This is a genomic window from Marinobacterium sp. BA1, assembly GCF_041155135.1.
Lineage (GTDB): Bacteria > Pseudomonadota > Gammaproteobacteria > Pseudomonadales > Balneatricaceae > Marinobacterium > Marinobacterium iners.
Genome location: NZ_BAAFHC010000001.1, coordinates 357,529 through 370,699 on the forward strand (window position 1 = coordinate 357,529; position 13,171 = coordinate 370,699).

The window sequence follows — 13,171 nt, forward strand, 5'->3', positions numbered from 1 at the left end:
TACTACGCTGCGCTCCGTAGTCGCCTCTAAACAAAAGCTTTAGAAGTATGCAGATATGAGTGAAATCGAGTATTTTGGTTTTGACGAGGTTAATCCGGAAGACTTCTTAGAAATTGTCAATGAAGATGCTCTGAGAACACATTTAATTGATCATCCCTATTTTGATAGAACCAGCGTTCAAGCGTGGATGAAAGATAAAATCAGTATTGATACCAAACAGGGTTGCCGTGTTCGAGCAGTTTACATAGATGGAGTATTAGCAGGTTGGTGTGGTATCCAGCCAGATGATAAAGGCTTTGAAATAGCTATTGTTATCTCAAAAAGATTTTGGGGGTTTGGCTTACCCATTTTTCGAACTCTCATGGGTTGGGCAAGCGATCTGGGGCATAAAGAAATACTGTTTCATTTGCTAGACAGTAGGCCCGTATACAAGGCACTAAACAAAATGTCTACAAAAGTTCATACAACTGAGCTGGCGGGTCGCTTCTTTACAACTTACTATTTTTCGGCAGGCTCACAATGAGTATAAAAACTTCTAACAAATCAAACCAGCTAGAGCCTGTAGTTCCCCCGGTTCAGTGGACACCTCGATCTAATTCAAACGAGGTGAGAAATGCCAGCGGACAAGAATCCAAAAAAGACGCGACAGTACACGAACGAGTTCAAGGCCAAAGCGGTTAAGCTGACCCATCTGAGTGGGGCGAGCGTGAAAGGAGTGGCGGAAGCGCTGGATATCCATCCCTTCATGTTGTTCCGCTGGCGCAAGGAGTACCGGGAAGGCAAGATTGTGGCTGATAAACGTAAAATGGTGTCTAAGAAGCCGAAGGCCCTGAGTGAGAACGAGCGGATACGAAAGCTTGAGAAACACGTTGCTGACTTGAAAGAGGAGAATGACCTGCCTAGACTGACAGCAACCAGTCAGCATTGGGCTGCTGATTTGACCTATATTCGCGTTGGAAAACGCTGGCTGTACCTTGCTGCAGATCATTTATCTGTACTCCCGTCGCATTGTGGGCTGGTCTTTGGGTAAGCAGAAAACAGTATCATTGACCAAGGCCATCGCTACAGATGGCATTACGCAACCGGGCTGGACCTCGCGAAGCTCGGCCGCTGTTGGCGGCGTTATGTTTTATTGGTGGAAACGAAATGTTCGAAGACAATTTAAGTAAGGAAACTACGGTCAAGATGCCTGCGGGTCATCTACTAGTCGTCTGGAATATTTTGTCCGAGAAGCTTTCTTCTTCATACCTAAATGATGAGTTTGCTGAAGAAGAAAAGAGAGCTATTTGGGGGCTCGAGGATCTGTGCGAAAAAGAGCTGATTAATCAAGGGTTCTCCTCTCGTCCAGAAAAGGAATGGAATGAACTAATGGAAAAGGCAACTGAGTTTGTTAAAACTATACCAGTTGATTTTTTGGACTAGGTGCCATCAATAAACAGGAAAAATATAACAAAGGCCTGGTTTTCGCCGCTATCACATTTGGGACCTCCACTACGCTGGCGCTCCGTTCCGGCCCCATAGGCCGGCGTTAAGTGTCAAAATCTAAATGAGTTCTTTCCGTATTATCGCGGCTGCTGAACCCGATAATTTATATAGGAAAGACAAATGAGCGAAAATAGAAGCAGAGCCTGGAGAAGGTTCAAAGATAGAGTAAAAAAAGGAAAAGGCATGGGTTCAGATGAGCTTTATAAGCCCGAAAAGAAATGGAAGCTAATGTACTTTCGTAAAAATAAAATAGCTAGAGCTAAGCAGCTTGGGTTAGACTATCCCATAAAAAGTAAGAGACAACTTTTAGATCAAGAATTACCTTCTGATGAATAATAGTTTGAACCTACTATTTATTTGTAGTCGCAACCAATGGCGAAGCCCTACTGGCGAGGAAGTCTGGAAAAAACGCCCCGGCTTCAATTCTCGTTCAGCAGGCACGAGCCCAAATGCTAGAAAAACTGTTGGCCCAGCGGATATCCGCTGGGCTGACTATATATTTGTCATGGAAAAGAAGCATAAAAATAGGCTTTTGGCTGAGTTCACTCGCATGATGGATCACAAGCCTCTGTTTGTGTTGGATATTCCTGATGAATACAAGTTTATGGATCCAGAGTTAATTGATGAACTTGACAGTAAAGTCTCTGGAATCTTGGATCGAGAGGTAAAAACTTAAAAATGGTTCAAATTGACGCCCGGCGGCGCAATTTAACTAGGCGTTATGCGGCTATCCCAGGGATCGATTAAAGAGGAAAGTGGATGATCATTAGAGTGTTTGGAACAGTAGTCGGAGTATTCTTCGTTATTGGCAGCATTCTGATGCTGTCTACTTCAACGGCCTCGGTTGTTTCGGGTGTCTCGATTCTCTTCTTGGGGCTTATTTTCGTGGTTTACGGTGTTGCAGGTAAGAAAGAGCTTGGAAAAATATTTCCCAGTCTTGTTCGGAGTAAACATGACCGCTGAGCCACATAACAAGCCGCAGCAATCGCTCCCTGTAGTTCCCCCAGTTCAGTGGGCACCTCGATCTAATTCAGACTAGGTGAGAAATGCCAGCGGACAAGAATCCAAAAAAGACGCGACAGTACACGAACGAGTTCAAGGCCAAAGCGGTTAAGCTGACCCATCTGAGTGGGGCGAGCGTGAAAGGAGTGGCGGAAGCGCTGGATATCCATCCCTTTCATGTTGTCCCGCTGGCGCAAGGAGTACCGGGAAGGCAAGATTGTGGCTGATAAACGTAAAATGGTGTCTAAGAAGCCTCAGGCCCTGAGTGAGAACGAGCAGATACGAAAGTTTGAGAAACACGTTGCTGACGTGAAAGAGGAGAATGACCTGCCTAGACCGACAGCAACCAATCAGCATTGGGCTGCCGATTTGACTTATATTCGCGTTGGAAAACGCTGGCTGTACCTTGCTGCAGATCATTTATCTGTACTCCCGTCGCATTGTGGGCTGGTCTTTGGGTAAGCAGAAAACGGTATCATTGACCAAGGCCATCGCTACAGATGGCATTACGCAACCGGCGGCCTGCATCGGGTCTGATTTTCCATACGGATCGTGGAGTTGAATATCGTGCCCATGAGATCCAGGCACTCTTAAAGAAACAGGAAATCCAGCCCAGTGCGAGCCGCCCAGCCATGTGCACCGACAACGCCGAGATGGAGTCGTTCTTCCATACCTTGAAAGGTGAGCTGATCAAGGAAAACGTTTTTTATGGCGAGATGCATCTGAGGGACAAGCTGGCTGGATATATCCAACACTTTTATAATCGAGTTCGATTGCACTCAAGCTTAAATTACCTGAGTCCGGTCGAATATGAAGCAATGACGGTATGAGCCGCGTAGGTGCCCGATTTATCGGGGGAAGATCACGCAGCAAAAAACGCTGCGCCTGTTAGCTGAGTGTTAGGCATTAAGAATGATGGATCGCAGATACACAAAGAGAATGGATAGATACTGGGGCAAGATGAAAAAATATGCTGTTAACAGCATTGCCAATCTTGATCCGTCGGGCTGGTTCGATTACTGGCATTGCCACATCGATTGGCAGGGCAAAGGAGACAAAAAACCTGAAAATCGCGAAGCTTCAATTATGTTAGGTTATGAAATTCTTAATATGGTTGAAGACTTTAAATTGAATGTAAGAGGCCCTATTCAAAGTTGGTGGTTTATCCACGAGAATTCATATGAGGACGCTGTATACTTACATAGTCCTAATGAAAATAAATCGCCATTTCCCTATGACTTTGAAGGAGTGGATTGGGGGAAGACTAATAATGATTTTCTAATTAAATTGGTTGATCAGAACCGGTTTAAAATAGGCACCATGATAAACGAATATGGTACTACCTATGTGGTGGCTTCAAATGCCTAACAGACACACGAAGCTCCCCCGCTTCGTGAGCTGGGGCCTCAAAAGCTATGCTTTTCGGACTTTTGTGTGGCGCGTTATGTTTCAAGGAGAGATGGTGCGTAAGCTGCTAATATTTTTGTTTTGCTTACTGCCGACTGCTGCTTACGCAAACGTAGTCTGGCCAGCACTTTATCTAGAAACTAGGCTTTTTTCGTGGTGGGCAATTAGCATTGGACTATTGGTTGAGTTTTTGTTTGTAAAATGGATTTTTACTCTTCCAATAAAAAAAGCTTCAATTGCAACCATATCTGCAAATGCCGTTTCTGCTATTGCAGGTATAATTTTAATACCGTTAGCTGGTATAGCTTGGGAGCTGTTTCCTGGCTCTCTCATAAACAAGGTTTTTAGCTGGGGAACATTTAACCCAATTACATGGGGTGCCACATTCTTTCTCGGTTGCTTAGTTAATGGCCTACTTGAGGGGGCTGTCTATAGAAAGTGGTTTTTCCCAGACTTCCGGTTTAAGAGTAAAGCATTTCTCTGGTTGCTAGCGGCTAACTCCCTCAGTGTAGGCGCTGCATTCATTAGTCTTTGGCTAAAGCCGGTGCAGCTATGAAACATAACAATTTGCAGCACGCAAAGCGCCGCTGCGTGGCTCGGACTTCCTTACGCTGCGCTTCAGTCAGCCCGTGTGCAAGGCGTTATGTGTATCACAGATGAAAAGAGTAGCTTGTAGTGTAACCGCCTTTATATTGGCCACCGTAATTGCTGAGCAGCTTTTAGGTGATGTTGCTGTCTACTTTGAAATGTGGTCCGTTGGCGCTAGTAGCAGAGCAGAGCAGAGCTGGCCGATGATTTTGGTTTAGGTCTCCTATGGCTGCTCATCGTTCTCCCGGGAAGCATAATAGTAGGAGCTATTAGTTCGTGGGTAACATGGATAGTCTTAAAAAAGAGAGCGGTAGTGACAGTGAGAACACATAACCAGGCGTTCAAAATCGTTCGCTTCGCTCACTGGGACCTTCGCAGCTACGTTGCTGCGGCCTTGTTGTCGCCTCTTCGGGGTTGGGACGGCCTTTGCGCAGCGTTGCGGCTACAAGTCTGCCCCAAAGTCGGGCGTTAAATGTATGCGTGTGATCATGAATAAGAAGGTACTTACTTTCAGCCTTTTTGTATTTGTTTTCGGTGTGTGTGGCTACATACTCTTGGGCAAAAATGGTCCTACTGAAGCTATGCAATCATTGCCTATAGGAAGCTCATATGATGATCTGCTAGCTTTGGTAGGTGAACCGTCATATGTCACTGATGGCACGGAAGGGCCAGAGCAAGGTTTTAAAAAGTATCAAGAACAAAGGATTTCTGGGTGCGTTAAAGAAGTCTGGTACGAGAACGCGCTAAAGCTACCCAGCAAATATGCGTTTTGTTTTAGTGCAGACGGAAAGCTTGTAAATAAGTACCACTGGTCATCGTGGTGAAATACATAACAAGCGGCTGTTGTCGCCCCTTGTAGTTCCCCCGGTTCAGTGGACACCTCGATCTAATTCAGACTAGGTGAGAAATGCCAGCGTACAAGAATCCAAAAAAGACGCGACAGTACACGAACGAGTTCAAGGCCAAAGCGGTTAAGCTGACCCATCTGAGTGGGGCGAGCGTGAAGGGAGTGGCGGAAGCGCTGGATATCCATCCCTTCATGTTGTTCCGCTGGCGCAAGGAATACCGGGAAGGCAAGATTGTGGCTGATAAACGTAAAATGGTGTCTAAGAAGCCGAAGGCTTTGAGTGAGAACGAGCGTATACGAAAGCTTGAGAAACACGTTGCTGACTTGAAAGAGGAAAATGACCTGCCTAGACCGACAGCAACCAATCAGCATTGGACTGCCGATTTGACCTATATTCGCGTTGGAAAACGCTGGCTGTATCTGGCTGCAGTCATTGATCTGTACTCCCGTCGCATTGTAGGCCGGTCTTTGGGTAAGCAGAAAACGGTATCATTGACCAAGGCCTCGCTACAGATGGCATTACGCAACCGGCGGCCTGATCCGGGTCTGATTTTTCATACGGATCGTGGAGTTAAATATCACGCGTATATCGCAGGCCACCAATGAGAACTTACGATTTCCAGACCTCCAACGCTTTTGCTGAACGTTTTGAAATAGCCCCCTATGCATCCGGTGCATTGGATGGTTTGTGCTTTGCAGTTAAAGACAACATTGATGTTCGTGGTCGATTTACCTCCTATGGTAGTAAGCCATGGCGTGAAGCACATCCGCGAGCTGCCTACCATGCGGTTTGTGTGGAACAACTGTTGATGGCTGGAGCGCGGTGCGCGGGCAAAACAATAGCCGACGAATTTACCTATAGTCTGGATGGCGAGAGCTATTTCTACGGTACGCCAGTGAACCCCCGCGCCCCGGATCGGATCCCCGGCGGGTCTTCAAGTGGCTCGGCGTCAGCAGTCGCCTGTGGGTTGGTAGACTTTGCGCTGGGTACCGACTGTGGCGGATCAATCCGGATTCCCGCTAGCCTTTGTGGGGTGTTCGGCATGCGGCCAAGTCTGCACCGCATCTCCGAAGCCGGAGTACTTCCTTTTGCACCAAGTGTCAGCACTGTTGGCATATTGGCTCAAAATCTTCCTATTCTGCGCCAAACGATGCGTGTGCTTCTTCGCAGCCGTGACGTTGCACTTCCACCAGTGAAAAATATCTATTTGGTGAAGGAAGCTTTCGCGCTAGCCGACCCCGAGATCCAGAGCGCCCTATCCGAGTGCATTACGCATTTGAGTAATTTCCCTAACATCACCGTCACCTCCATTTCTCTGCGCGACATCACCGGCTTGGACATCAGCCTGAAATCGTGCAACGAGGATGCTCTTCGGATACTCCAGACGGCGGAAATTGCCAACTCCATTGGAGGCTGGATTCAGGAAAATCGGCCCGAACAAGGGCCGAACTTCCAGGCAGGATATCGTAACGTCGAACAGTTCGACCGCAGCACGATGAGCGACGCCCTGAACTTATGCGAAGCCCTCTTTTCACGGGTAGCCGCGTTTACTCAGCCAGGCGATGTTTACTGTTACCCGACGGCCCCTGTGCTTGCTCCGAAGAAAGGCACACTCACCGGCAGCAACCTAAATTCTGTACGCGATTATTACGACCGTACTATGGCCGTCACATCGTTTGCTGGTGTTGCCCGGTTACCCGAGGTCACCATTCCACTGGCTCAGGTTAATGGCATTCCTGTTGGGCTTTCTCTGACAGCTGGTCACTATCAAGATGAGTTCCTACTGGATGCCAGTTTGCGGTTATGGGGTTCTCAACCAATGGGGTTGGACTTATATTCCATAACTACGTAACGCACAGAGCCCATGTGCCCAACCAATCATTCCACTGGACACTGCGCAATAAAGCTGCGCATCGCCGGTGAATGCAACCGTTAACTGGATTGATGACGAGGTAGGTACGATGAAAAAAATTGCAGTCATTGGTTCCGGCGGTTCGGGAAAATCTACATTCTCGGCTTTATTAGGTAAAGAATTGAATTTGCCTGTTCATCACCTTGATCAGCTATATTGGAAACCAAATTGGGTTAAGACTCCAAAAGAAGACTGGATAAAAATTCAGAAGGGCATATGTGATAGCGAGTGCTGGATTATCGATGGTAATTATCAGAGCACACTTGATATAAGGTTTGAAGCTTGTGATACAGTAATATTCTTGGATGTGAACCGGTATACTTGTAAAAGGGATTTTTAAAATGTGGCATTTTAATATGTGTTAAGTTTAGTGTTTAAGGTGGTATGCGGCGGCTTTAGCATTGCGTTGCTCACCCCTTAAAAAGGTGTTAGTGGTAATAGGAGGTTGAAGCTTTGTGGATAGAAAATAGCTTAATTGAGGGTAAGTATGTAGTTCTCGAGCCTCTAAGTTTAGAGCACGTATCATCATTGATTGAAGCCGTCAAAGACGGTGAGCACTGGAAGCTCTGGTTCGCGAATGTACCAAGCCCCGAAATAATGCATCAATATGTCAAAGATGCAATCGCTCAGATGGCGCAAGGCAATATTGCTTATGCTGTGCGAGTCAAAGCTACAAACCAGATAGTTGGTACGACTCGATACTACAATGTTGATGAACTGAATAGACGGGCTTTGATTGGCTATACTTGGTACTCTAATACAGCAAGGGGAACTCGAATTAATACAGAGTGTAAATATCTTCTCCTTAAACAGCTATTCAAGAAGTATGGTGCAATTGCAGTAGAGTTTCGAACTCACATTCATAACACAGTATCTAGAAAAGCCATTGAACGCCTTGGCGCAAAGCAAGATGGAATATTGCGCAATCATATCATTCTAAAAGACGGTAGTGTGAGGGATACGGTTGTTTATTCGATAATAAATACGGAGTGGCCTAATGTTGAGCAAGGCTTACTTAAAAAGCTCAGCTAGCATATGATTTTGGTGTCTAGCGGCCAAGTGCTAAGTCTCCACGCAGGGTCATTATTGTGCCGGATGCTAGAGCAACTAATTGGCCATCCTCGCGAGTAATCTCGCACTGGTAATGGCTTACCGTTCGACCGGCCCTAACAGGAAAAACTGTTGCAGTTAATTTTGATTTCCACACTGGCCTAAAAAATTTTATTTGCAGATCTATACTCGTGAATGACTCCCCAGTATCTATGGCCGTCGAATGAGCAGTGCCGATAGCGGCATCTGCTAGTTCGCCCAGAAAACCTCCATGTACAGTGCCCTGCTGATTACCATGGATACTTGGATCAGTGCATACTTCTAAAGTCGCTTTACCTTTAGCAATGGCAATAATACGAAAACCGAGAAGCTCTGAAATAGCAGTTGGATACTGCATTTCCGTTACTGCGTTTGAAGGCAGGCTACCTTCAATATGTTGTTGCAAAAAATCTAAAGTGGAAAGTATTGATTTCATATGCATTCCCCCGGTTTCTAGGTGTCTATCCTATAAAATAAAAAATCATTAATTAAAAATATACTCTATTTCTTAATTAATTCTTTCATCTATGATCAAATTTTTTAAATGAAAAATATAAGACGGTGGTGTTATCTAAGTGTGTGATATGATTTTGGATATCCGTCACGCTCATTCTGTGACAGGGTAATTCCTCAGGATTTGGCTTAAGAGGAAACGAATTTAGGTTTATCTGGAATTTTGTTATTTATTGGGGGGGGCTGCTCAATTTTTAGTAAAAATAATATTACTATCAGCCCAACAAGCATTACGCCTGAGGAAAGGTACAAGCCTAGATCATAATTACCAAATTGATCTGCCAAATAACCGGTCAGGGCAGGTGCCAGAATCTGAGCAGTGCCATAAGCCAGGGCCATTTTCCCCATGAATTTTGCTGGATTACTTGGGAAAAATCTTCCAGCCATTGTCAGTACTAGGCTTACGCAGGCCATAAAGGTACCACCAAATATTAAGGCACTGAGAATAACAACTGACACTGAATGATTAATTGCTGGCAAAAGGATTCCAAAGATCTGTAAGCCGTATGCCCATAGCAGTGCCTTGAGAGTGCCGATTCGGCGTGCAACCCTGTCTGCGAAAATAACAGCTGGAGTCGCCCCCAAGCCAACTAGAATAAAAGCTAAATTACCTTGGCCCTGCAGGCTTTCCACCCCTTCAATAATATCCACGATAAAGGTTGCGGTAACCACATAACCATAGCCCGCGCAGAAGTATGCTAACAGCATCAGGCGATTGAATAGTTTGCTGGGGGGCGTATCACTTACAGTACTCCCGGCTTGATGTTTAACACTAGGCTTTGGCATCCATAGCATTGAGGGCAAAGCGACAACTGTTGCGAATACAGAAAGCCCCATCCACTGTTGTTTCCAATCCGCTGAGAAAGAAATCATACCGTCTATCAGGACTGAGACGGCAATGATGCTAAGACCACATCCGGCAAAATGTATACCCAACTCAGCGTGGTACTTGTTGAGCACTAACCATTTCAGGATCAAACCTGAGGCAATGATCATGCTTCCTGAAGCACATACTCCGGCGATAAAGCGTAAGACAGACCAATACACGAGATTGGTTGTTGTCACCATTGCTGCACAGCTTATGACAGCCAATACCATGTAAAGCTGATGCAGGTAGTACTTAGTCTTGAGACTGTTCAGTGTAGAAGCGATAAATATTCCGAACATGTAGCCCATGTAGTTGGTTGATGCCAACCAGCCACCACCAAACTCAGTCAGACCTGTTCCGTCTTGCATGATAGGAAGAAGGAGGGTGTATGAAAAACGAGCAACACCAACGGCAACAAGCATGCTACAGATGCCTGCAAAGTAGACACGGTTTCGTGTTAGTTCTGTCAACATTGTGATAATCCTCGGATTGGCTTAGCCGTTGACAACAATTTAACAACACTTATGATATAGGTATATTTGATTATTTTTATTCCATATAATTGGATTTATCTATGATTAAGACTCAGCACCTACGATTTTTGGTCTCTGTAGTTGATTATGGTAGCGCCACCAAAGCGGCTGAACGGCTTCATATTTCCCAACCATCAATATCGGCAGGTCTTAAAGCTTTGGAAGATGAATTAGGAGGGGCATTATTTGATCGAAGTGGACCAGCTAATCGACCTCTAACTTTGACACCTAAGGGGCAGGGTTTTTATCGCCGGGCAATAGAAATCCTTGGCATCTGTGAATCAGCTCACGCAGAGTTTTCAGGTAACCCTGTACAGGAAAAAAAATTGGTGCTGGGTGTGGCTGATACTATTTCTAAAGATTTAATTGTTGAGGCAATTCGATCATTTGAGAGTAATGAAGCAGGCACTAAATTAAATTTATGGGAAGGTTCAGTTAGTAGGTTGGAAAGTTGGTTTAGCCATAAACGAGTCGACGTTATTTTAAGTAATGTTGGCAGTTTGATGCCTAATGAAAAATTACTCTGGAGGGAGCCATTAGTAGCTGTGGTGGCACCTGACCACCCTTATATAAGTACTGCTAACGTTATTTCTATCCGAGACCTCACTGAATATCCCTTCATACACCGTTCTAATTGTGAGTTGGATCCCTTGGGTAGAGCTAGGCTTAAGGCGGAAGGGGTCAAGCTGGATGCTCGAGCAAGAATTGAAAGTGAAAGCTTGGCTTTTGAACTAATCAGGAGAAGCAAAAAGTTTACATTAGCACCAGAAAGCCTTGTTCCTTCTGACCTCGTTTCTATAAAAGTTTCAGGGCTAGAGGTAGAGCGAAGTATCGGTTTAAGGTGGCAGGAAGGTACGTCTTTGCAGATGATTGCAGCGTTATCGGCTGCCATTGAGCAGAAGATTAGCAAACACGAAGCAATCGTGAATGACGAGCTCTAAGGGATAGTCTGATCCTACAACAGCAATTAAGCTGTGGGAGAAGGTGCTCCGCACAGGCGTTGTCGTAGCAAGTGCCTTTAGCGCTCATTTTCATCGGAGACAGCTTGTCTTGCATGGGACACCTCGGTTAGTTTACTACCTTAACGGTGTGTCCACTGCTGCTGGGCAAAATCAAGGAGGTCACATGGCCGAAAGAGTAAATCTTGGTAAGTCAGCACCTGAGCTGTACCAAACAGTCATTGAGCTTGACCGGCTTGCCTCCGATGCTTTAACCAATGCGGGGGTCGCCATAGGCTTTTCGCATCTCTTACGCCTGCGCGCATCCCAGATAAATCAATGTGCTTTCTGCATCAGATTACATGCGCGGGATGCACTTGCTAGCGGGGAATCTGCTGATCGGGTAGGAGTCCTTTCCGCATGGAAAGAGACCGAATACTTCAGCTCAAAAGAGCGTGCTGCGTTAGAGCTTGTTGAGGCAATTACACTGATCTCTGACGGCCAATTGCCTGACGCTATCTACGAACAGGCCACAGCCAGCCTTTCCAAAGAGGAAGTGTCGGCCATTGAGTGGCTTGCCGTTATCATCAATACATGGAATCGTATTGCTATTTCCAGCCGTTACCCTGTCAAGGCGTAGGTGCGGCTGACAAGCGTTGCTTAGATCCAGTTCATCCCGCATGCTACACCACCGTCAGCGGCGATGATGTAGCACTGTTTGAGAACGCTTAATGACGATTTGTTGTTCGAACAAGGTCAGAAACACGCGCTACGATTTCATCGGTCTCGTTTTCGTTACAAATAAGAGGTGGCAATAGTCTGATAATATTTTTACGCGTAACATTTATCAGAATCTTGTGTTCAGTGAGAGCCCGTTGCACCAGGCTCTCACAAGGATAGGAAAGCTCTATTCCTATCATCAGCCCCTCTCCCCGAATGGCAATAACCTCAGGGTGATGCCCCAGTTCAGCCTTCAAGCCTTGAAGCAATCGCTTGCCTTGGATTAATGCATTATCAGGAACCTTATCGCGCTCCATAATATCAACGACGCTACATCCAACACGGCATGCGAGGGGGTTTCCACCAAAAGTAGAGGCATGTTTACCGGGTGATATCAACTTTGCGGCATTACCACGCGCAAGGCATGCGCCGATTGGAAAGCCATTGCCGAGGGCTTTTGCGAGCGTGATAACATCAGGTTCGACATCCACATTTTGATGGCCAAACCAGGCACCGGTACGACCCATGCCCGTTTGAACTTCATCAACCATGAAAAGCCAGTTCTTATCATGACACAGGTGCTGGATAGTCTGCATGAATTCCTGGGATGCAGCTTTAACTCCTCCTTCTCCCTGTACCGGTTCAACGAGTACAGCAACTATATTGGGGACTTGATCAGCCAGTCGATGTATGGATTCAATGTCATTGAATGGTATATGCATGAAACCGGGGACCAGTGGAGAGAACCCAGAATGCACAGCAGGATTGCCTGTTGCCGATAGTGTTGCCAGTGTACGGCCATGGAAACTGCCTTCCATTACAACGACAACGGGGTCAAAAACATTGTTAGCGTTGGCGTGCAGGCGGGCCAACTTCAAGGCAGCTTCATTCGCTTCGGCACCCGAATTGCAAAAGAAGGCGCGTTCCATTCCTGATATTGAGCAAAGCTTTTCACCTAACCTCTCTTGCCAGTCTATTTTGAATAGATTGGAAGTATGCATCAACTGAGAGGCCTGCTCAGCAATAGCTGAGGCGATTTCGGGGTGAGAATGGCCCAGGCTGGTTACAGCGACACCCGAAATGGCGTCTATATATTCGACACCGTTATTGTCCCACAGTCGAATGCCTGAGCCAGAAGTGAAGGATATTTCCTGGCGTGAGTAAGCATCCATGAGATATGAGTTTTTAACGTTCATAAATTACCTGATATTCTTTTGGGATGTTCATATAAAATATGGTCGTAATTAAAAACAATGCCTTTTTAAATA

18 protein-coding genes and 1 pseudogene are annotated in these 13,171 nt (G+C 45.9%); 16 read left to right on the forward strand and 3 right to left on the reverse strand.

Annotated features, from left to right (window positions below):
• The first annotated feature begins 55 nt into the window (after positions 1-55).
• From ACAM29_RS01690 to ACAM29_RS01755, 14 genes and pseudogenes are all read left to right on the forward strand, one after another.
• Entirely contained in the window at positions 56-523 is a 468-nt protein-coding gene (locus tag ACAM29_RS01690; protein WP_369622988.1) for a GNAT family N-acetyltransferase, read from the forward strand.
• A gap of 90 nt (positions 524-613) precedes the next feature.
• The gene (locus ACAM29_RS01695; RefSeq protein WP_369622989.1) at positions 614-1,030 is read left to right on the forward strand and encodes a transposase; all 417 of its coding nucleotides are present in this window, start codon (positions 614-616) and stop codon (positions 1,028-1,030) included.
• A 38-nt stretch (positions 1,031-1,068) separates the two neighbouring features.
• On the forward strand, positions 1,069-1,422 hold the full coding sequence (locus ACAM29_RS01700) for a hypothetical protein (RefSeq protein ID WP_369622990.1): 354 nt from the start codon (positions 1,069-1,071) through the stop codon (positions 1,420-1,422).
• 183 nt (positions 1,423-1,605) lie between these two features.
• Entirely contained in the window at positions 1,606-1,821 is a 216-nt protein-coding gene (locus ACAM29_RS01705; protein ID WP_369622991.1) for a hypothetical protein, read from the forward strand.
• On the forward strand, positions 1,814-2,161 hold the full coding sequence (locus ACAM29_RS01710; protein ID WP_369622992.1) for a low molecular weight protein tyrosine phosphatase family protein: 348 nt from the start codon (positions 1,814-1,816) through the stop codon (positions 2,159-2,161). The genes ACAM29_RS01705 and ACAM29_RS01710 overlap by 8 nt, the downstream gene beginning before the upstream one ends.
• Before the next feature lie 83 nt (positions 2,162-2,244).
• A complete protein-coding gene (locus ACAM29_RS01715) occupies positions 2,245-2,448 on the forward strand; it encodes a hypothetical protein (protein WP_369622993.1) in 204 nt (67 codons plus the stop codon).
• Positions 2,449-2,531: 83 nt separating this feature from the next.
• Positions 2,532-3,317, forward strand: a pseudogene (locus ACAM29_RS01720) (IS3 family transposase).
• An 82-nt stretch (positions 3,318-3,399) separates the two neighbouring features.
• Positions 3,400-3,855, forward strand: coding sequence for a hypothetical protein (locus ACAM29_RS01725; protein ID WP_139253975.1), 456 nt, complete (start codon positions 3,400-3,402; stop codon positions 3,853-3,855).
• A gap of 94 nt (positions 3,856-3,949) precedes the next feature.
• A complete protein-coding gene (locus ACAM29_RS01730) occupies positions 3,950-4,450 on the forward strand; it encodes a hypothetical protein (protein ID WP_139253974.1) in 501 nt (166 codons plus the stop codon).
• A 520-nt stretch (positions 4,451-4,970) separates the two neighbouring features.
• A complete protein-coding gene (locus tag ACAM29_RS01735; RefSeq protein ID WP_139253973.1) occupies positions 4,971-5,306 on the forward strand; it encodes a hypothetical protein in 336 nt (111 codons plus the stop codon).
• A gap of 83 nt (positions 5,307-5,389) precedes the next feature.
• A complete protein-coding gene (locus tag ACAM29_RS01740; protein ID WP_369622994.1) occupies positions 5,390-5,935 on the forward strand; it encodes a DDE-type integrase/transposase/recombinase in 546 nt (181 codons plus the stop codon).
• Positions 5,932-7,182: an amidase family protein gene (locus tag ACAM29_RS01745; protein WP_369622995.1), complete on the forward strand. Its 1,251-nt coding sequence runs from the start codon at positions 5,932-5,934 to the stop codon at positions 7,180-7,182. Before ACAM29_RS01740 ends, ACAM29_RS01745 begins: the two co-directional genes overlap by 4 nt.
• 109 nt (positions 7,183-7,291) lie before the next feature.
• Complete coding sequence (locus ACAM29_RS01750) at positions 7,292-7,582, forward strand: hypothetical protein (RefSeq protein WP_369622996.1); 291 nt, start codon at positions 7,292-7,294, stop codon at positions 7,580-7,582.
• Positions 7,583-7,695: 113 nt separating this feature from the next.
• Positions 7,696-8,274: a GNAT family N-acetyltransferase gene (locus tag ACAM29_RS01755; protein ID WP_091828157.1), complete on the forward strand. Its 579-nt coding sequence runs from the start codon at positions 7,696-7,698 to the stop codon at positions 8,272-8,274.
• Positions 8,275-8,290: 16 nt separating this feature from the next.
• Here the strand turns inward: ACAM29_RS01755 and ACAM29_RS01760 are convergent, their stop codons facing one another.
• Both ACAM29_RS01760 and ACAM29_RS01765 read right to left on the reverse strand, forming a co-directional pair.
• Positions 8,291-8,767, reverse strand: coding sequence for a PaaI family thioesterase (locus ACAM29_RS01760; protein WP_369622997.1), 477 nt, complete (start codon positions 8,765-8,767; stop codon positions 8,291-8,293).
• Positions 8,768-8,973: 206 nt separating this feature from the next.
• Positions 8,974-10,185, reverse strand: a complete 1,212-nt coding sequence (locus ACAM29_RS01765; protein WP_369622998.1) for a YbfB/YjiJ family MFS transporter — start codon at positions 10,183-10,185, stop codon at positions 8,974-8,976.
• A 101-nt stretch (positions 10,186-10,286) separates the two neighbouring features.
• Here ACAM29_RS01765 and ACAM29_RS01770 point away from each other — a divergent pair, with 101 nt between their 5' ends.
• Together ACAM29_RS01770 and ACAM29_RS01775 are read left to right on the forward strand one after the other, a co-directional pair.
• Complete coding sequence (locus ACAM29_RS01770; protein WP_369622999.1) at positions 10,287-11,186, forward strand: LysR family transcriptional regulator; 900 nt, start codon at positions 10,287-10,289, stop codon at positions 11,184-11,186.
• Positions 11,187-11,370: 184 nt separating this feature from the next.
• Complete coding sequence (locus ACAM29_RS01775; RefSeq protein WP_354412252.1) at positions 11,371-11,823, forward strand: carboxymuconolactone decarboxylase family protein; 453 nt, start codon at positions 11,371-11,373, stop codon at positions 11,821-11,823.
• A gap of 88 nt (positions 11,824-11,911) precedes the next feature.
• Here ACAM29_RS01775 and ACAM29_RS01780 read toward each other — a convergent pair whose 3' ends face one another.
• Positions 11,912-13,099 (reverse strand): aspartate aminotransferase family protein, encoded by a 1,188-nt coding sequence (locus ACAM29_RS01780; protein ID WP_369623000.1) that lies wholly within the window; start codon positions 13,097-13,099, stop codon positions 11,912-11,914.
• Between the last annotated feature and the right edge of the window lie 72 nt (positions 13,100-13,171).